This window comes from Desulfotomaculum sp. (genome assembly GCF_982386235.1).
In genome coordinates this window covers 85,954-106,290 of record NZ_CEVWQM010000013.1, presented here as the reverse complement: position 1 = coordinate 106,290, position 20,337 = coordinate 85,954, and the positions used below count along the sequence as shown (strand labels likewise).

Below are 20,337 nucleotides of genomic sequence, written 5' to 3'. Positions count from 1 at the left end.
TGCGCAGTGAGGTTGCTTTGCTCTTTTTAGGCTACAATCTAAAAAGAGCGGTAAAGGTATTGGGATTTAAGGGAATCATGGACAGTCTGAAGGCGGTTGCACGAGGTGTTTTTTGCGTTTTGAGCCACTTGCGTAAATTTCTGATAAAATCCTTGCATTCTGTCCTCAACGCTGCATGAATGTGTGAGATGAATTAGCAGTTTTGTAACAGTCTGACGGTTCTTTTGTGTCGATGAAATCGACACAAAAGAACCGTCCCCGTGAGTCCACCGTGAGTCCCGACAAACCGTCCCGTGAGTCCTAAGCCCATGGCCTAAAAAGGCTGACGGCTATGAATCAATCCTTTCATAGGGTGAACTTTCATCATCCACACCCTTAAAGGACTCATAAATAACTCCCTCTTCATCGATTTCATAAGGTACTAGGTCAGGATCTTCAAAGGTATCCAGGTGTTCCTCGACAATCATTTCCTTATCACCGTAGTAGGAGCCGGCCTGGGACCACTCCGCGTGTTCGTTCCAGATGGCTACGCTCTCCCAGGCATCTTCGCCATCGAAACCATTATAATTATCATCATCTTTCCAAGTGCGGGCAAAGGGAACTTCTAGGATATCTTCCTCCGCCGTTCTCTCATGGGGTTTAGGCAGGTGCTCATCCCTGGATTTGCAGTCGATACATTGGGTCGTATAGGGCACTGCTGCTAATCTGGCGGGGGAAATCTCCTTGTGACATACTTCACACAGACCATACTTTCCTGCTGCCATTTTATCCAAAGCATCATCGATGGCACCCACCATGGTCATGGCATCTTCCCTCAGAGCAAAGTCTTTACCCCTTTCAAACATCTCCGTTCCAACATCACCGGGATGATTGTCATAGGTGGATAATTCACTAATGGAGCTGGACATGGATTCTCCCATGCCACCTTCATTCATTCCTTCAATCCGTTCTAACATATTTCCCCGCATAGCTAAAAGCTCATTTTTAAATTTAGCCAATTGTTCTGGTGTCAGCAATTTAGTACCCCCAATTCATTAGAACCTTGTAATTAAAAAGAAAAACCCAGACAAATTTAAGATTAATTTGCCCAGGTCCTTTTTAAAATACACTGATTGGGGGAAAGAGTATTATTGCAGCTCTGCCAGGAATTTTTCAATCCGGTCTAATCCCTCTTTGATATTCTCCATGGAAGTGGCATAGGATAAACGAATATTATCATCCGATCCAAAGGCAACTCCCGGCACCACTGCTACCTCTGCTATCTCTAGTAAAAGGTTAGCTAATTCTGCACCATCATTTATTGCTTTGCCTTGATAGCTTTTGCCAAAATAAGCACTAACATCCGGGAAGAGGTAGAAAGCACCATTTGGCTTGGGACAGGTTACCCCTGCTATTGAGGTTAACCGCTCTAACATGTAGTCGCGACGTTTTTCAAATTCTGCCACCATCTCAGACACTGTCTCTTGAGGGCCGCTGAGTGCCACGACACTGGCCACTTGGGAGATCGATGTCGGGTTGGAGGTAGAGTGTGATTGCAAGTCGCTGATGGCCTTGGCCACAGGGGCAGGAGCAGCACAGTAGCCAATCCGCCAACCAGTCATGGCGTAGGCCTTCGATACGCCGTTAATGACGACGGTATTTTCCTTCAGCTCGGGGCTAATGGCAGCGATACTAACATGTTCTAAGCCATCATATAACAGTTTTTCATAAATTTCATCGGAAACAATGGTAATGTTATGTTTGGTCAAAACTTCTCCCAGGGCAGCTAGTTCTTCGCGAGAATAAACTGAACCAGTGGGATTACTGGGGCTGTTGAGCAGTAATACCTTTGTTTTAGGGGTAACCGCTTGCTCCAATTCCTTGGGGGTTAGTTTGAACTCATTTTCCTGTCTGGTAGGTAAAATTACAGGCTCGGCACCAGAAAGTTTAATTTGTTCAATGTAGCTAACCCAATAAGGGGCAGGTAAAATTACTTCGTCACCTGGCTCACACAGTACCTGAAAGGCATTATATAGGGAATGTTTAGCACCTACGGAAACGGTAATTTGATTTGTTTGATACTCCAAGCCATTTTCTCTAAAAAGCTTATCAACAATGGCCTGCTTTAACTTCAGGGTGCCTCCCGCAGGGGTATAGCGAGTTTCCCCAGCCTTAATGGCCTCTATGGCTGCGGCTTTGATATTTTCAGGTGTTTCAAAATCTGGTTCACCAACGCCAAAGTTGATAACTTTAATACCAGCTGCTTTCATTTGTTTGGCTTTGCCATCAATGGCAAAGGTTGGTGAAGGACTGATATTTACTGCTCTTTGTGCTAATTTCATAAGTATTCTCTCCCAGTTTATATATTTGCCATGAGCCATGGGCCTTGAGCTATTATTTATGTAAGAGAAATAAAGATTAAGAGCCAAAGGCTAACGGCTAAGAGCTAAAGCTCATGCCGTGAAAAGTATAACAATTTACTAGGGGTTATTTCAACACCGCAACGGGTTGTATATTGTATTTTTGCAAAAACAGCACTCAAAAAAGACCAAAACCACGACTCATGGCCATTTTTGGACTGGCGCCTACTATCATACCACATTTACAATATTTTAGATCAATCAACGTCTAAAGTTGTCACATTTTTATAGACGATGGTACAGTAAACTGATAGAATCTAGTAAATGTGAAAATTTTGGTAATGTTTACTTAAGGAGGCAATAGCGTGGCCAATTGTTGGGATTATTTGAAATGCCCTGAAGAAAGGAAGGCGGCATGCCCCGCTTTTACTAAGGGACTAGGTAATGACTGTTGGAAAGTCGCAAGTACCCTTTGTAGGGGTGAGGTTCAAGGAACGGTGGCCCAAAAAATTCCCTTTTGCAGGGAATGCAATTTTTTTAATCATAATACGATCAACAATCGATATCCGATCAAAAGGAAACTTTTTATTGGTTTTGGTTTAGTCCTTATATTACTTATCCTCGTGGGCAGCTTATCCTACCGAAATATGCAAACAATTAAGGCCAATTATGATCAACTAATTGAGCAACGGGTTCTGGTCATTAACGAAACCAATGAATCCCTTATTCTCTTACAAAAATCCGGTCTGGATTTAAGAAACTATCTCTTAACGGGTGATACGGATTACCTGAGTCAACATACTGAGAAAATTTCCGAAATGAACGCCTCCCTGACACAACTCCGATCTAAATTACAGACCGAGAAGGGTAAAGAACTATATAACGAATATGATCGCCATGTTTCAATTTATAAAGCCTACGCAGGTAATTTAATTAATCTTAGACAAACTCCCCCCAGCAAAGAAGCGTCGGAAGAACGAATGGATAAAGACAACATCCCAGTGGAATTCACTATTCTACAAGCTCTTCAGGAGCAAACCTTAAAGGATAAAGGTACAGTGGGTAACACGGTAAAAGCCGGACAAAATTTAATTGCCTACGTCAATGAGTTAGTACAAACAGAACATGCCAGCGTTAACCACGCCGTTGATGACGTAATTAAGACGATCAGCATCATTATCGCCTTTGCCCTGCTAATGGGACTTGCTATTGCTTTCTATGTCTCAAATATCATTGCTAAACCCCTTATTCTTTTGGAACAAAGTGTGGCCAAAATTGCCGAAGGGGATTTAACAGGTGATGAAATTAAAATAAGTAATCGCGACGAAATAGGTACCCTGGCCCTTGCCTTTAATCAAATGTCCATATCCTTGAAGGATCTGGTACATCATATTAGCGACAAAGCAATAACCATATCGGCAGCCAGCCAAGAACTAACTTCCAGTACCCAGCAATCTTCTGTATCAGCCTACGAAGAATCTTCTACCTTGACTGAGCTGGCAGCCACTGTAGAAAAAGTAAACGAAAACACGGTCCGGGTGCAAGCAGCCTCCGAAACAGCAAGCCAATCCGCAGCAAATGGCCGACAAGAGCTAAAGCAAATTGAGTTGCAGATGGAATCCATCAAAGGTTCCACAGAAAATGTTGCAGGAGTTATTCAAGAGCTGGATAACACCTCTGGCCGTATTACACAAATAGTAGAAATCATTACACAAATAGCCGATCAAACCAACCTATTAGCCTTAAATGCTGCCATTGAAGCAGCCAGAGCCGGTGACCAAGGACGAGGCTTTGCCGTGGTGGCTGAAGAAGTAAGAAAACTAGCAGAAAAAAGTGCCACTGCCGCAAAGGAGATTAAGTCATTAATTTCCACTATGCAGTCTGAATCCAAAAATGCCGTCAAAACCATGGCCTTTGAACAGGAAGAGGTTGCTAAGGGCAGTGTCATCGTCCATCAGGTGGCCAATTCCTTCCAGAAGATATTGCTATCTATCCAAGAACTAAATACACAAATACAAGATGTTGCAATTTCTACCCAACAAATTTCCTCAGGCGTACAAAACATTGCCGGAACAGCCCAAGAACAATCTGCCATCATGGAAGAACTGACCGCTTCCAGCGAGACACTGGCCAATATGGCGGAGGAATTAAAGGATACTGCCGGGCGGTTTAGGATATAGCGGTTGGCCGTGGGCCATGCGCCTTGGGCCATTTTTAGGATAGTTTAGGATAGTTCAACATGCCGCCCGCGGCACCAGCAGAGAATGAAAAATTTTTGTCATCTGAGCGACAGTTCAGCAGAGCACAAGGGGACGGTTCTTTTGTGTTGTTCTATAGAACAACACAAAAGAACCGTCCCCTTGTGCTTCCACTTACCTTTTCAGGCAGTGGAAGCTTCTTAAATTACGCCTTAATATACATAATTCTCTCCTTGGCCCGATCTTTTATGGCCTTGCCGATGGTGCCCAGGAATTGAGGCAGGATCGCGATGCTTAGAACAATCAGCCAATGTTTCAGTTCCAACGGAACGGTGTGAAAGATCGGCTGCAGGAAACTGATATAGTTTACAGCCAGTTGAAGTGAAGCGGATATTAAAACGGCTACTACCAAGTGCGGGTTGCCAAATAAGCCAACTTCAACAATGGAGTGATGCTCTGAACGGCAAGAAAAAACGAAAAACAGTTGGAAAAATACCAGTGTATTAAAGGCCATGGTTCTAGCTAAATCCACTTGTCCCATCATCAAACCGATGGCAAAGGCTACAAGCGTTCCCAGAGCAAAAACGGTGCCGCTGCCCATGATCTTCCAGCCCAAGCCTTGGGAAAATACACTTTCTTGAGGATTTCTAGGCCTGCGGTACATAATATCCTTTTCCACGGGATCTACACCCAGGGCCATGGCAGGAAGTCCGTCCGTAACCAGGTTCATCCAAAGGATTTGAATGGGTACCAGTGGTAAGGGCATACCCATTAACACTGCCAAAAACATGGTTAACACTTCTCCCACATTACAGGATAGCAGGTAACGGATAAACTTACGAATGTTATCATAAATACCCCTACCCTCTTCGATGGCCGCAGCGATGGTGCTGAAGTTATCATCGGCCAATACCATTGACGAGGCCTCTTTTGTTACATCGGTGCCAGCTTTCCCCATGGCAATACCAATATCCGCTTCTTTCACTGCCGGAGCATCATTGACTCCGTCACCGGTCATCGCCACAATGTGACCACTTCGTTTTAGGGCCCGGACAATCCGTAACTTATGCTTTGGCGTTACCCTGGCGTAAACTGTAATATGTTCCGCCTCTTGCTGGAGTTCACTGTCACTTAACTGATCCAATTGAACCCCCGTTAACACCTGGGCTCCCCGGGTCAACAGACCCAATTCCTTGCCCACTGCCTGGGCTGTCAGTTGGTGATCGCCAGTAATCATAACCGTGCGAATACCTGCCCGACGACAGACCTGAATCGAATGAACGGCAGAGGGTCTGGGCGGATCAATCATGCCGGCAAGTCCTAAAAAGATAAGCTGCTGCTCAACATTTTCTTCGGTTAAATCTTCCTCGCTTTTAACACCATGCATGTCTCGATAGGCTAAGGCCAGCACCCGCAGGGCACCTTGAGCCATTTCAGAATTTCTTTTCAGAATTTCTTTTCTAGATTGGTCACTAAGGGGGATAACCCGACCATCCTTATAACTATGTGTGCATAAATCCAACATCACATCCGGAGCACCCTTAACATAGGCTGTTAACTGGCCCTTGGCATCTTGATAAATAACGGACATACGCTTACGAATACTATCAAAGGGGAGTTCTAGCAGTCGTTTCTCTTCATTTTCCATATCCTTGCGCCAGACCTTCCCCTTAGCGGCCATGACCATTAGGGCCCCTTCGGTGGGATCGCCGGCTACGCCCCACACACTGGACATATTTCCTTTGCCTATGTTTCTAAAAACACCTCCGATGGAGATTTCACCCTTGGTAAGTTTGGCATTGTTGCATAGGGCAGCACATTTTAAAAGTTTAGCAAATTCCGGCCCTTTCGTGCCATCAAAGCGAAATTCCCCCTTGGGATCGTACCCTTCCCCGGTAACACTAACCCGGGTATTACCAACCAGAATCTCACGAACCGTCATTTGATTCTCTGTTAAGGTGCCTGTTTTATCACTGCAGATTACCGTAGCACAACCTAAGGTTTCTACCGCCGGTAAGCGGCGTATAATCGCATTTCTCTTAATCATTCTTTGCACGCCAATGGCCAGTGCAATGGTTACAATAGCTGGTAAGCCCTCGGGAATAGCAGCCACAGCCAAACTGACACCGGCTAGGAACATATTATACATTGGTTCCCCACGCAAAATTCCGAGTACCACAACTAAGGCACAAACCAGCAGGCAAAAGGCTACCAAATACCGGCCCAGCTGCTCCAGCCTTCTTTGTAAAGGAGTTTGATCCTCTTCAGCTTCTTGAATCATCCTGGTGATATGTCCCATTTCGGTGTGCATACCAGTGGATACCACTACCCCTTTGCCTCTGCCTCGCACAATCACCGTTCCCATATAGGCCATGTTTCTGGTATCTCCCAAGCTGATTTCCGTTTCCCCAGCCATATTTTCCACACGTTTTTTTACAGGAAAGGATTCGCCGGTTAGGGCAGACTCTTCAATCTCTAAGTTGGCCAGTGACAGTAATCTTAAATCCGCAGGAACTTTATCCCCTGTATCAAGCAAAACAATATCACCAGGTATTAGGTCTGCTGCGGGAACCTTCCTTTCGATCCCATCACGAATTACCAGGGCCTCCGGTGCAGTCATGGCCTTTAGTGCTTCCATTGATTTTTCTGCCCTAAATTCCTGGACAAAGCCTAGTATCGCATTTATGACAACAATAATCATAATGGTCACTGCATCTGCCCATTCCCCCAGCAGACCAGAGACAAAGGTCGCGGCAATGAGGACTAAAACCATAAAATCTTTGAATTGATCCAAAAACATCTTCCAGGGTGGTTTTTTTTCTGAGCTCAAAAGTTTGTTGGGTCCTATTTGCTCCAGCCTTTCTTTGGCCTGTTGTTCTGTCAAGCCCTTTTCTGGACAGGTTCTTAGTCTGTCAATAACCTCTTGCCTTTTCAATTCAAACCAACTAGTGGTCATGCTGCCATCCCTCCAAAAACAGGTTTGTCCTTATATTTAGTTCAAGCTTATTCAGCCTGTCCTGAAAAAAGACCCATAATTTGGTTGTAGCAGGAGAGAAATTAGGATGACATCGGTTGTTGGCTCCGTTAAAATAAGAGGAGTGGAAGGAGAAGATTCAAATGGCCTTTGATGGTTTAGTTATGGCAGCAGTGGCTAAGGAGCTTTCGGATGGATTGGTTGGAGGTAGGTTGGAGAAAATTCAGCAACCCAATGCCAATGAATTGATCTTGGTTATTCATACAAGGGAGAAAGGTAAACAAAAACTTCTTATCTCTGCAAATGCCAAAGATGCCCGTATTCATTGCACCACAGCATCCTATATAAATCCCTTAACACCACCCATTTTTTGCATGGTTTTACGCAAACACCTGGAGGGTGGCCGTATTCGTTCCGTGTCCCAGGTTGGTTTAGAGCGCATTTTGCAATTTACCATAGATTCCCGAGATGAATTGGGTCGTCCCGGGGAAAAATACCTGTTTTGCGAGGTTATGGGGAAGCACAGTAATATTCTACTGGTCGATCCCGACAATAATATCGTGGTGGATGGTATTCATCGTTATTCCCATGCAGTTTCCCGTTACCGGGAGGTTTTGCCGAATCGCCCCTATTTACCGCCGCCGGCACAAAATAAATTAGATGTGCGCCAATTAAACGAAGATTTGTTTCGGGAAATCATGATGAACGAAGATATCAATTTAACGGTGGCGGATATCTTTCTCAGAAGGTTTGCCGGTGTGGGTCCTCTGACCTGTCGTGAGTTGGTATGCCGGGCTGGTTTGTCGGTGGACTACCGGCTGGAGCATTGTGGTGACTATGAACTTAATCAGCTTTGGCAGCAAGTACAATACCTGAGCAGCGTACTGGAGACAGGCCGTTTTCAACCCACCCTTCTTTTAGACCGCCGGGCTTTACCCCTTGAATTTTCTGCCATCGATTTACAACATATGAAAGCTTTCAAAAGAGAAGAAAACAAGATGAATGTTATTTTAGATCAGTACTATACAAAGATCACCGGACTGCGACAGCTGGATTCCTTCCGTCATTCTCTTTTACAGACCCTGCGCAAGGAAATCGGGCGCTTAAAAAAGAAAATTACCCTTTATCAAAAATCCCTGGATTCTGCTGAAAGGGCAAATGAATATCGTATTCAAGGAGAATTATTAACCGCTAACCTATACCAAATTGACCAAGGCACGGAGGCCAGGGTACAAAACTTTTATGACCCTGAGGGAAAAGAAATGATTATTTCAATGGATCAATCCCTCACGCCATCACAAAACGCCCAGGAATTTTTTAAAAAATACCTAAAGGCAAAAAACACAAGGGAAGCTGTCTTGGTGCATTTAGATCAGGCCGAAACCGAGCTTAACTATCTGGAAGCAGTGGAAACAGCCATTACCCAAGCCATGCACCTGGAGGATTTAAAAGAAATACAAAGTGAATTAGAGGAGCAAGGCTATCTTAAACCCCGGGGGCAAAACCCTCGATCCCGGGCCAAGAAGGAAAAAACCAGACCAGAACCGATGTCCTTCCTCTCTTCAGAAGGGATCACCATTCTAGTAGGTAAAAATAATAAACAAAACGATTATTTAACCTTACGTTTAGCAGGAGATGATGATATTTGGCTGCATACCAAAGACATTCCTGGGTCCCATGTAATCATCCGTAATATTGCCGGGGAGGTGCCTGAACAAACCCTCCTGGAAGCAGCCACTTTGGCAGCCTGGTTTAGTAAATCCAGGCAAGCAGGTAAAGTACCGGTTGATTTTACCTTGCGCCGCCATGTGCGCAAACCCAATGGTGCTAAGCCAGGCATGGTTATCTACGACCATCAACAAACCCTATATGTTTCCCCCAGTGAGGAATTGGTGGAAAAGTTATCCGCCGATTAGCTTTAAGTTTGCTGACACTAATGGCTATTCGCTAATTCAAGGCAGTAGTGTCTTTATAAAAGGAACAATATCAACCAGCCGGGGCTTCTCGATTTTTTGGGAAGCCCCGCTGATAATTAAGGGGACCAATGAGTCCTCCTTGTGTAGGGAACCATGACTTCCCCTGCCATACCATTTGGGCACCCCTTCCCCAAGCAGCAAATAACCTGGTTTGGCTGTGATAACAAGATCGCCGCCGTGGGGGTTTTCGAAACATTGGGCGATTCGCTCCAAGGCATTGGGGTAATCACCGTATTGGATTTGACCATCCTTTATTTTTAGATCCAGAGCTTCCCAGGCACCTGTCACCTCCCAGCCGTTGCCATAGCAATCGAAATAACTGGTTCCCTGGCAAAAGCTTAATTCTCCCCGATCCGTTACCACATGGTGGCGGGAATTTTCTTTATGGATGACCTGATCGATCTTAGGTTCCTCCGCTAGGCACTTAACGAGATCTTTTTTGATACCTGGGCTAGATGTTAGAATATAAATATAGGCCATCCGTTCATTGGAACAAATAGCAATATCCCTGTCCAGCACAAAATCCTCTCCAGCCCTGGCTTGGGAATATGCCCTCAAAAGAGCTGGTACATTTACCAAGGACTGCTTGCCCGGCATTAAGGCAGACTGGGCGTGATCCCCCACAACAATAAATATATTTTCCGCCAAGGCTTCGTCCCAGCTGGGAAAACAATCCAAGATACTGGCAAGCTCTTTATCCAACCTGGTTAAACAGGGTTGACAGCAATCAGGATTATCCGCATGGGCTTTGCTGTCGGTATCCGGCAGATAGATACTTAATAAATCCGGTTTCTTTTCCTGTTGTAAAAACCATTTGGCCGCCCTAACCGCAAATTTATCATTAATACCCAATTTTCCCCAGTAACGCACTTCCTCAACACGCTGCCTCAAATCCCCTGGTGGTTGATAGGCCCTGCCTAAACAAAAACCCTTGGGACCATATACTTTCGTATCTTCCAGTTGAAACAAGGTAAGCAATTTAAAAATGAAGGGAATATGGGCTATATATTCGGTATTTCCCCTATATATGAGAGGGTTTACCGCAGCGGTATAATAGCCCCTGGGCTCTAAACTTTCATAAATGGTCTGTACCTGCCAGCCCAATTGCCGATGATTTAGATTATACAAGAAATCCTGGGCCGTTTGAATGAAACCATTTTTAATAAAAGAAAGCCACGAAGATCCATAATCGACAAACCTCCGCTCTCCCCTGTGATACCAAACCATGCCAGGAATTCCATGGGTGGATGGTGGTGCGCCAGTGGCCAATGTACTGGTACAGGTTGGGGTCATGGTGGGAAATATTGATACACAGTCTGGATCTAGGCTGCCCTTCTGGATTAAAAAAGAAAAGGCCGACAATTCACCCCGGGCCATACAATGTTCCAGTGCCCTGGGATGAAATGAATCAATGATAATGTAAATAACCCTTTTATACTGCGGCATTACAACACCCCCGCCTGTTCACTTGAGCCATTGAAAAGAAAAAACTCCTCTATAGGTTTTCCAGCTAGAGGAGTTTTATTGGCATATTTTTAGGTTATTTGACGGCTGCCTGGTTTGACAGCGGGTGTACCAGCAGCACAAAGAGGGCAGCTTTCAGGCTCGTAGGTTTCTACTGCAACCGTTAATAAGGCCTCGGTTCTTACACCGAGATTGGCCCGGCCGTTGCTGCGGTCCACCAGGACACCTACTCCCACAACTTCGCCGCCCATGCCCTTGACCACATCAATTACCTCGGCCACGGAACCGCCGGTGGTTATCACATCCTCCACCACCAGTACCCTTTCACCCGGTTGGATGGAAAAATTTCTTCGCAGGGACATCTTGCCATTTACTCTTTCAGTAAATAAGCTACGTACACCCAGTGCCCTGGCCACCTCGTAGGATACCAAAATCCCCCCCATGGCAGGACCAATTACCGTCTGAACAGCCTGATTCTTAAAGCTCTCCGCCAATGCCTGGCACAGTACCTGGGTATATTGGGGGTGCTGCAACACTTGGGCACACTGGAAATAGCGGTTGCTATGTTTACCCGAGGTCAACAGGAAGTGCCCGGTCAGCATCGCACCCGTTTTTGTAAATATCTCAATGATTTCTTCTCTTTCCATGCAGTAACCTCAGTTCCTTTCTTTTTTAAATTCACGCAGGGTATCCAGCAGGATTAAGCCCACACCAATGCAGATGGCTGTATCTGCCAGGTTAAAAACAGGCCAAATTCTAAAATCAAGAAAATCAATGACCTTGGCAAAACGAATCCGGTCAATCAGATTTCCGATGGCTCCGCCCGCTACCAGGCCCAGGGCCCATTGATATAAAGCCCCGGATTGTTGGATCCAGCGATAGCCAAAGGCCATGGCACCTAAAACCAATAGGGTTACGACGACAAAAAACCAGGTTTTGCCGGCCAACATACCAAAGGCAGCACCAGGATTTTGAATATAGGTTAGATGAAAAATTCCAGTTACCAGGGGAATTGATTCCCCCAGCAACATGTTTTTTATCACAATATACTTGCTAAGTTGATCAATTACCAGGGTTACAAGCAGTACCAGGAAAAAACGTATCATTTAAAGTACCTCGATTATTTCTGAGCGTATTTTCTGAGCTGCTGCAATGGGTTCTACATTACTGGTAATGGGACGTCCCACTACGATGTAAGATGCCCCCTGTTTGATAGCCTCCCCCGGTGTCATAATTCTTTTTTGGTCACCAGCCGCAGACCATGCCGGGCGAATACCGGGGGTGATAATCTTAAACTCTGGGCCACAGGTCTGCCGAATGGTTTCAATTTCACGGGGTGATGCTACCACACCATCCAGGCCAGCTTCCTGGGTCATGTGTGCCCATTCCCTGACCTTATCTTGAATTGTCCCAGGTATGCCAATTTCATGATTAAAAACCCGAAGATCCATACTGGTTAATACGGTTACCGAAATAACCAAAGGAGTTGGTTGGGCCAGGGCATAGGCCCTCTCTCTTACTGCCTCAGCCGCCTGCCGCATCATGGCCACACCACCGCTGGCATGGACATTGATAATGTCGGCCCCTAATCCCGCCAAAACCCTGGCTGCTTGTCCAACAGTATTAGGTATATCATGCAGCTTTAAATCTAAAAAGACCTTAACCCCTTGATCCTTGATCAGTCTAATAATCTCAGGGCCATGGCTGTAAAACAACTGCATACCTACTTTAAAGCAGCCGGCATAGGGTGAAAGATCTTGGGTCAACTTAAGTGCTTCTTCCCTGGTATCAACATCCAAGGCCACGATTAAACTTTCCTTCGCCCTCTGTTCTTTATCGATCATAAAGCCTCCTCTGGTCTGTTCCCTAGCGATGGGCAGCCCCGATCAGTTGATTAATGTCGTTCATACCATGCTCCATTAAATAGTTTTCAATTCCTTCAAGTACCTCAAGGGTAGCCCGGGGGTTGACAAAGTTGGCCGTTCCCACTGCCACCGCTGTGGCACCGGCAAGAATAAATTCCAGTGCATCCGCAGCATTCATAATGCCACCCATGCCAATAATGGGAATAGTAACAGCCTTATACACCTGCCACACTGCCCGTACCGCCACGGGTTTTACAGCGGGGCCGGATAATCCACCCAGAATGTTGCCTAAGACTGGCTTTCTCCTTTGGACATCGATGGCCATACCAAGTAAAGTATTGATGGCAGATAGTCCATCTGCACCAACCGCTTCCACTGATTTGGCAATTTCTGTAATATCCGTTACATTGGGGGACAGTTTGACAATCACAGGCAGGGTTGTGGCTTGGCGAACTGCTTTCGTTACTTCTGCGGCAGTCTTGGCATCACTGCCAAAGGCCATCCCTCCCTTCTTAACATTGGGGCAGGATATATTGACCTCCAGAGCGGCAATGCCCCCAAGACCATCCAGTCTGGCTGCCAAATCAGCATAATCTTCAATGGTGTTGCCAGAAATATTGACAATGACCGGAGTTGTTAATTTTGCAAAGTAGGGTAAGTACGCTTGGATTAAATGATCAACCCCGACATTTTGCAAGCCGATGGAATTTAAAATACCGGCTGGGGTTTCTACTAATCTGGGTGTGGGATTGCCTTCCCTTGGTTCCAGGGTCGTTCCCTTAACCACGATGGCACCCAGACGATCTATATCGACATAGGGAGAATATTCTTGTCCATAGCCAAAGGTTCCAGAGGCAGTGGTAACTGGATTAAGCATTTTAAGTTGGCCAATTTTTACCGCTAGATTTGGTTTCACTCCCAGATCACCTGCCAGGATGGAAATACCGGCCCGTCAGCGCAGGCCCGTTTCGTATTAATTTGCCCGTGATGAGAAATTTTTACTGCACAGGAAAGGCAGGCTCCTACACCACAACCCATTTTCTCTTCCAGGGACACTTCACCTGGCACATCTGCTTCTGCCAGCATGGAGGATATTTCCTTCATCATTGGACCAGGGCCGCAGACATAGGTCAGGGCAGTTTTACGCCAATCCATATGCCGCTGCATTAGTTCTGGCACGGTACCTTTAAAACCCAGGGAACCGTCATCGGTGGCAATGACCACCTCGGCTTCCATTTGCACAAATTGCCCATCGCAAAGCACACTTTTCTTGTCCTTGGCACCTAAATAAACGGTAATTTGACATTTCAGGTTAGCCAATTCCTGTACCAGAAATACCAGAGGAGCTGCGCCAATGCCACCAGCGGCCACGGCAACCTTTGAACCAGGCAGCGGCAGTGTAAAACCCCGCCCCAGAGGTCCCATTATGTTAACCTTGTCGCCAGCCTTATATTGTGCCAACATTTCTGTCCCTTTTCCCACCACTCTAAAAAGCAGGGCCAAGACACCCTTAGGCCGACTGACCATATGAATGGATATGGGTCTGCGCAGCAGCGGGTCTAGGCTATCACTACACCTCACATGCACAAATTGGCCCGGCACAGCAAGCCGGGCAATATCCGGGGCTTCTAATTCCATATAATAGGTATTTGGTGCCACATTGTAAACTGCCAAGACCTTGGCATCCGTAATTTTGGACATCTTCTGTCACCCCCAAAATTATTAATGGGCTGATGATTCTTTCTTATCATAGCCGGATGATTTTTTAGCCAATACCCCCAAAGCTTATAAAGCGGATAGCTGACGGCTAATTCAAGTTTACCCTCTTTATACCAACATTGGCAAGGTTTACTCAGCCTTAGGGAGATAATTCTGGAGGGGAACTAAATCCGGCAGTTCACCTTCCTGGATGCCGTGGAGTACTTCCAAGGCGGCCCAGGCTGTATCCATGGAGGTTAAGCAGGGGATACCATGTTCTACGGCATTGCGTCGTATTTTAAAGCCATCCCTTTGTGGTTCTTTACCCCGGCTAATCGTATTGATGACCAGGTCAATCCTGCCGGCCTTGATGAGATCTACAATGGTTTCGCCGCCTTCCCCTACCTTGTTTACAGCGGTAACTTCAATGCCATGTTGTTTCAGAAATTCTGCTGTACCCCTGGTGGCATATATTTGATAACCCAATTCCTGGAGTCCCTGAATGATCGGGAGGGATTCTGCTTTATCTCGATTGGCTATGGTAGCCAAAACCGTTCCTTGCTTAGGAAACTCTGTGCCTGCGGCCAGCATGGCTTTATACAAAGCTACGGATAATTGGCGGTCTACCCCCAATACTTCGCCGGTTGATTTCATCTCCGGTCCCAGGGAAACATCTACATTGGAAAGTTTACCAAAGGAGAATACGGGTGCCTTAACAGCCACAAGTCCGGTATCCGGCACAAGTCCATCTTGATAGCCCATTTCTGCCAGGGTTTTACCTAAGGCACATTTGGTAGCCAGATTGACCATGGGAATACCGGTTACTTTACTCATATAGGGTACTGTTCGACTGGAGCGAGGATTTACCTCAATAACATAAATCTGTTCCTCATGCAGGACGTACTGAATATTGACTAAACCTTTCACATTTAGGGCCAGAGCCAAACTTCTGGTATAGCTGACCATTTGCTCAAGCTGCTGGGCAGATAAACTTTGGGCCGGGTAGACGGAGATACTGTCCCCGGAATGTACGCCGGCTCTTTCAATATGCTCCATAATGCCAGGAACCAAGACACTTTTACCATCACAAATGGCATCCACTTCAAACTCCCGGCCCAGCATATAGCGATCCACCAGCACCGGGTGATCCGGTGTCACTTTAACAGCCCTTGCCATGTAGGATAAGAGCTCTTCCTGGGAATAGATGATTTCCATGGCCCGTCCACCCAATACATAGGAAGGACGCACCAGCACAGGAAAGCCAATTTCCTCAGCAATGACGGTTGCTTCCTGCACGGAATAAGCAGTACGCCCCAGTGGCTTGGGAATGCCCAGTTCAGTTAACAGCTGGTCAAAACGTTCCCGATCCTCGGCAATATCAATGGCTTCAACGGAAGTGCCGATAATCTGATACCCCGCTTGCTCCAGGGGTTTGGCCAAGTTGATAGCTGTTTGACCACCAAACTGCACGATAACCCCCTGGGGTTTTTCCCTTTCTAAAATATGCAGCACATCCTCGGCAATAAGAGGTTCAAAATATAGTCCATCCGAAGTATCAAAATCGGTACTGACTGTTTCAGGATTATTATTAATGATAATGGCCTCAATATTTTCCTCTCTTAGGGCCCAAACAGAATGTACCGAACAATAGTCAAATTCAATTCCTTGGCCGATGCGAATAGGACCTGAGCCTAATACGACAATCTTAGCACACTGGTTGGGAATTGCCTCATTTTCTGCTTCATAACTGGAGTAATAGGAAGGCGTAATCGCTTCCGACTCAGTCCCAATGCTATCGATCATCCGATAGACAGGCTCAATATGATAAGTCTTCCTTAATTCCCTTAGCTTTGCTTCAGGTATATCCGTAAGTGAGCTAATGTATTGATCCGCCATGCCATATTTCTTAGCCCTTAGCAGGATTTCTTTGCTTAGGTTTGTCTTGGCTGACTGGCATAGCTGCTGTTCGAAGTCTACTACCCGATGAATTTTTTCTAAAAAGAAAACATTGATACCACTTACCTCTGCCGCCTTATTTACGTCACCACCACGCCGGAAGTACTCCGTTATGGCAAAAATCCTCTGGTCCTCGGCCTTTGCCAATTTATCCAGCAATTCTGCCTCTGATAGATCTGTCATTTCTGCCAACCTTGGTCCATAAACACCTATTTCCAAGGATCGAATGGCTTTTAAGAGGGCCGATTCAAAGGTTCTGTCGATGGACATAACTTCACCGGTTGCCTTCATCTGGGTTCCCAGGGTACGGTCGGCTTCGCTGAACTTATCAAAGGGCCAGCGGGGAAATTTGAGCACCAGGTAATCAAGGACAGGTTCAAAGTTAGCATAGGTGCCGCCTGTCACTGAGTTGCGAATCTCATCCAGGGTTAAGCCGATGGCTATTTTGCTGGCAATCTTAGCAATGGGGTAGCTGGTTGCCTTGGAGGCCAAGGCAGAGGAACGAGAAACCCGCGGGTTTACCTCAATGACATAATATTGAGAGCTTTGGGGATGCAAAGCAAATTGCACGTTACAGCCACCCTCAATCCCCAGGGCACGGATCATATTAAAGGAAGCGTCCCGGAACATTTGACACTGTTCTTCGCTGAGGGTCTGGGCCGGTGCTACCACGATGCTGTCACCGGTGTGCACCCCAACCGGATCAAAGTTTTCCATATTACATACTACGATACAATTATCCGCACGATCTCTGATTACTTCATACTCAATTTCCTTCCAACCGGCAACGCTGCGTTCCACCAGAATTTGTCCAATCAAACTGTGTTTTAAGCCCCGAATGGCCACTGCCCTGAGTTCTTCCCTATTTTGGGCAATACCCCCTCCGGTGCCTCCCAAGGTATAGGCTGGCCGTACGATTACCGGGTAGCCAATGGTATCGGCAAATTCTAAGGCTTCACGCAGGGAGCAGACGATGGTGCTTTCCGGTACTGGTTCGCCAATTTGTTCCATCATCAATTTAAACATTTCACGATCTTCCGCCTTACGGATAGAGTCCAGGGGAGTACCCAAGAGAACCACTCCCTCTTGGTCTAAAACACCCCGCTCCGCAAGCTGCAGGGCGATATTCAGCCCAACCTGTCCACCCAGCGTAGGCAACAAACCATCTGGTTTCTCCTGACGAATGATTCGGGTGACAAATTCCGGTGTGAGGGGCTCGATATATATTTTATCTGCCATGTTGGCATCCGTCATAATGGTGGCTGGATTAGAGTTAACCAATACCACTTCCAGCCCTTCTTCCTTTAGGGAACGGCAGGCCTGGGTTCCTGCATAATCAAATTCCGCTGCCTGACCAATGACGATGGGGCCAGAACCTATCACAAGTACTTTCTTAATACCCTGCTTTTTTGGCATGGGTTAACTCCTCCTTAGGGTAAAGTTTGTATTCTTAGCCTTTGCTTTTATAGGCTAGAGTTTTCTATTGGCAATAAACCTAGGCCATGGCCCCTCCGGGAAATAAAATCCATCAAACTAACAGGTGCTATCGTTATCATTTCGCTCACAGCTAATAGCTACAGTAGTTTGCGATCCTGCATCATTATCCGGCCTTGCACCATGGTCAATATAGGCATACCCGTGAGCTTCCAGCGACTAAAGGGTGTATTTTTGCTTTTACTGACTAACTTTGCTGGGTCAACCACTTCACAAAGGTCCGGGTCGATGATGGTAATATCTGCTGCCGTGCCGGGCACTAGGCGGCCCCCCGCCAGACCAATCACCTTATAGGGATTACAGGTAAGTTTAGCCACAGCCTGGGGTATGGTGAGAATACCGGTCTTAATTAATTTTGTAAAGGTAAGACCCACTGCTGTTTCTAGGCCGATCAGACCATTTGGAGCATATTGAAATTCAACATCCTTTTCGTGATAAGCATGGGGTGCATGATCCGTGGCGATAACATCAATGGTGCCGTCCCTCAGCCCCTCTATTACTGCTGCAACGTCTGCCTGGGAGCGTAGGGGGGGATTTACTTTGGCATTGGTATTAAAGCCCTGAACAGCTTCCTCGGTTAAGGTAAAATGATGTGGCGCTGCTTCGGCCGTTACTGCCACTCCCCTGGCTTTAGCCTGTCTTACCAGGCGAACACTGCCCTCGGTACTAATGTGGGCTAAATGAAGCCTGCAGCCAGTATATTCTGCCAGTAAAATATCTCTGGCCACCATAACCTCCTCTGCAGCCGAGGGGATACCCTTGAGACCCAGCATGGTGGCAACGGCTCCCTCATGCATTTGACCCTGGACAGAAAGATTGCTGTCTTCGCAATGTGAAATCACAGTTAAATCCAGCATTGACGCATACTGCATGACCCTGCGCATGACCTCCGCATTCATCACAGGCATACCGTCATCGGACAGGGCAACTACACCTGCATCCTTTAAATCTGCCATCTCTGTTAATTCCTTGCCCTGGGAGCCCTTGGTTAGGGCACCAATTGGATATACCTTGCAGGAGGCCTGCGCTGCCTTGGCCAGAATATGGCCGATCACCGCGGCATTATCTGCCACCGGCTCGGTGTTGGGCATACAGGCCACGGCTGTAAAACCCCCCATTGCCGCAGCTTTCGTGCCGCTGGCGATGTCCTCCTTATACTCATAACCTGGTTCCCGCAGGTGAACATGGATATCAATAAAACCAGGACAAACAAGTTTCCCTTCCGCAGCTATGATTTGTGCTTCAGGATCATTTAGGTCGCCAACTTCCTTGATCAAACCATTTTCCACTAAAATATCCAAGGGAGTTAACGTCTCTGACACAGGATCTACCACAATACCACCCTTAATTAGATATCGCATGATATTCACCCCCAGTTAATAAATAGAGGAGAGCCATTCGCACTGCCACTCCATTGGTTACCTGCTCGGTTATTACAGAACGGTTGCCATAGGCGATTTGTGGGTCAATTTCGACGCCCCTGTTCATGGGTCCCGGGTGTAACACAATCGCATCCGCAGCCGTTAATTCTAACCTGCTTTGATTGATGCCATACAATCGGCTATATTCCCTAATTGAAGGGAAGAGTCCCTGCTGCTGTCTTTCCATCTGTATACGCAGGACATTGACTACATCAGCCCCTGCCAAGGCCTCTTCCACTTTGGTATAAACCTTGACTCCCATCGCCTTTATATCCTGTGGGATTAGGGTCATGGGTCCGGCCACCCTTACCTCTGCCCCCATTTTTGTTAAACCCCAGATATTCGATCGGGCCACACGACTGTGCAATAGATCTCCGATAATCGCTACCTTTAGTCCGGTTAAACTCCCTTTCTTCTCCCTGATGGTATACATGTCCAACAGGGCCTGGGTAGGATGCTCATGGGTTCCATCACCGGCATTGATTACCGCTGCAGGAATACACTTGGCTAAATATTCCGCCGCACCACTGGCCGGGTGACGAATAACCACCACATCAACACCCATGGCAGTTAGGGTCAAGCCCGTATCTCTTAGGCTTTCCCCCTTGGCAACTGAACTGCTGGAAGAGGAAAGTCCCACCGTATCCGCACTCAAAAACTTGCCAGCTAAATCAAAGGAGGATCTGGTCCTTGTGCTATTCTCATAGAATAGGGTTACCATACTACGACCCCGCAAGGTTGGGGTCTTTTTAATTTTACGACCAATTATTTCCTTCATCGGTCCCGCTGTGTCTAATATTAAATTAATTTCTTCCGGGGTCAGATATCTTAAGCCTAACAAATCCTTTCTCTGCCAAAACATGTATCAACCCTCCTCATTTCAATACCCTTTTCACAACTCTTAGCTTTCCCGGTTAACACGTTAGCCATCAGCCTATAAAAGGCCAGAAAA

Annotated in this window: 14 protein-coding genes; 2 read left to right on the top strand and 12 right to left on the bottom strand. The window is 46.5% G+C overall.

Features of this window, described 5'->3' with window-relative positions; genetic code table 11:
- Window positions 1-329: 329 nt before the first annotated feature.
- Together AC1U9Z_RS09655 and AC1U9Z_RS09650 are read right to left on the bottom strand one after the other, a co-directional pair.
- Window positions 330-1,016: a TraR/DksA C4-type zinc finger protein gene (locus tag AC1U9Z_RS09655; RefSeq protein ID WP_479957267.1), complete on the bottom strand. Its 687-nt coding sequence runs from the start codon at window positions 1,014-1,016 to the stop codon at window positions 330-332.
- Window positions 1,017-1,127: 111 nt separating this feature from the next.
- Window positions 1,128-2,321, bottom strand: a complete 1,194-nt coding sequence (locus AC1U9Z_RS09650) for a pyridoxal phosphate-dependent aminotransferase (protein WP_479957266.1) — start codon at window positions 2,319-2,321, stop codon at window positions 1,128-1,130.
- A gap of 383 nt (window positions 2,322-2,704) precedes the next feature.
- Between AC1U9Z_RS09650 and AC1U9Z_RS09645 the strand changes: the two genes are divergently transcribed.
- Window positions 2,705-4,519, top strand: coding sequence for a methyl-accepting chemotaxis protein (locus tag AC1U9Z_RS09645; RefSeq protein WP_479957265.1), 1,815 nt, complete (start codon window positions 2,705-2,707; stop codon window positions 4,517-4,519).
- A 223-nt stretch (window positions 4,520-4,742) separates the two neighbouring features.
- Here AC1U9Z_RS09645 and AC1U9Z_RS09640 read toward each other — a convergent pair whose 3' ends face one another.
- Window positions 4,743-7,493 (bottom strand): calcium-transporting P-type ATPase, PMR1-type, encoded by a 2,751-nt coding sequence (locus tag AC1U9Z_RS09640; protein WP_479957264.1) that lies wholly within the window; start codon window positions 7,491-7,493, stop codon window positions 4,743-4,745.
- Window positions 7,494-7,654: 161 nt separating this feature from the next.
- Here AC1U9Z_RS09640 and AC1U9Z_RS09635 point away from each other — a divergent pair, with 161 nt between their 5' ends.
- On the top strand, window positions 7,655-9,427 hold the full coding sequence (locus AC1U9Z_RS09635) for an Rqc2 family fibronectin-binding protein (RefSeq protein WP_333530878.1): 1,773 nt from the start codon (window positions 7,655-7,657) through the stop codon (window positions 9,425-9,427).
- A 36-nt stretch (window positions 9,428-9,463) separates the two neighbouring features.
- On the opposite strand, the gene AC1U9Z_RS09630 is transcribed toward AC1U9Z_RS09635, so the two are convergent.
- From AC1U9Z_RS09630 to AC1U9Z_RS09590, 9 genes are all read right to left on the bottom strand, one after another.
- Entirely contained in the window at window positions 9,464-10,933 is a 1,470-nt protein-coding gene (locus tag AC1U9Z_RS09630) for an alkaline phosphatase family protein (RefSeq protein ID WP_333530879.1), read from the bottom strand.
- Window positions 10,934-11,022: 89 nt separating this feature from the next.
- Window positions 11,023-11,598: an orotate phosphoribosyltransferase gene (gene pyrE, locus AC1U9Z_RS09625; RefSeq protein WP_479957263.1), complete on the bottom strand. Its 576-nt coding sequence runs from the start codon at window positions 11,596-11,598 to the stop codon at window positions 11,023-11,025.
- 9 nt (window positions 11,599-11,607) lie between these two features.
- Window positions 11,608-12,057 carry a signal peptidase II gene (gene lspA / locus AC1U9Z_RS09620; RefSeq protein WP_333530881.1) on the bottom strand — a complete coding sequence of 150 codons (450 nt, stop codon included), beginning with the start codon at window positions 12,055-12,057 and terminating at the stop codon, window positions 11,608-11,610.
- On the bottom strand, window positions 12,058-12,795 hold the full coding sequence (gene pyrF / locus AC1U9Z_RS09615; RefSeq protein WP_333530882.1) for an orotidine-5'-phosphate decarboxylase: 738 nt from the start codon (window positions 12,793-12,795) through the stop codon (window positions 12,058-12,060).
- 22 nt (window positions 12,796-12,817) lie between these two features.
- Window positions 12,818-13,732, bottom strand: a complete 915-nt coding sequence (locus AC1U9Z_RS09610; protein WP_479957262.1) for a dihydroorotate dehydrogenase — start codon at window positions 13,730-13,732, stop codon at window positions 12,818-12,820.
- Window positions 13,729-14,517 carry a dihydroorotate dehydrogenase electron transfer subunit gene (locus AC1U9Z_RS09605; RefSeq protein ID WP_333530884.1) on the bottom strand — a complete coding sequence of 263 codons (789 nt, stop codon included), beginning with the start codon at window positions 14,515-14,517 and terminating at the stop codon, window positions 13,729-13,731. Before AC1U9Z_RS09605 ends, AC1U9Z_RS09610 begins: the two co-directional genes overlap by 4 nt.
- Window positions 14,518-14,664: 147 nt before the next feature.
- A complete protein-coding gene (gene carB / locus AC1U9Z_RS09600) occupies window positions 14,665-17,886 on the bottom strand; it encodes a carbamoyl-phosphate synthase large subunit (RefSeq protein ID WP_479957261.1) in 3,222 nt (1,073 codons plus the stop codon).
- A gap of 158 nt (window positions 17,887-18,044) precedes the next feature.
- Window positions 18,045-19,325, bottom strand: coding sequence for a dihydroorotase (locus tag AC1U9Z_RS09595; protein WP_479957260.1), 1,281 nt, complete (start codon window positions 19,323-19,325; stop codon window positions 18,045-18,047).
- Complete coding sequence (locus AC1U9Z_RS09590) at window positions 19,309-20,247, bottom strand: aspartate carbamoyltransferase catalytic subunit (protein ID WP_479957259.1); 939 nt, start codon at window positions 20,245-20,247, stop codon at window positions 19,309-19,311. Before AC1U9Z_RS09590 ends, AC1U9Z_RS09595 begins: the two co-directional genes overlap by 17 nt.
- Window positions 20,248-20,337 lie beyond the last annotated feature (90 nt).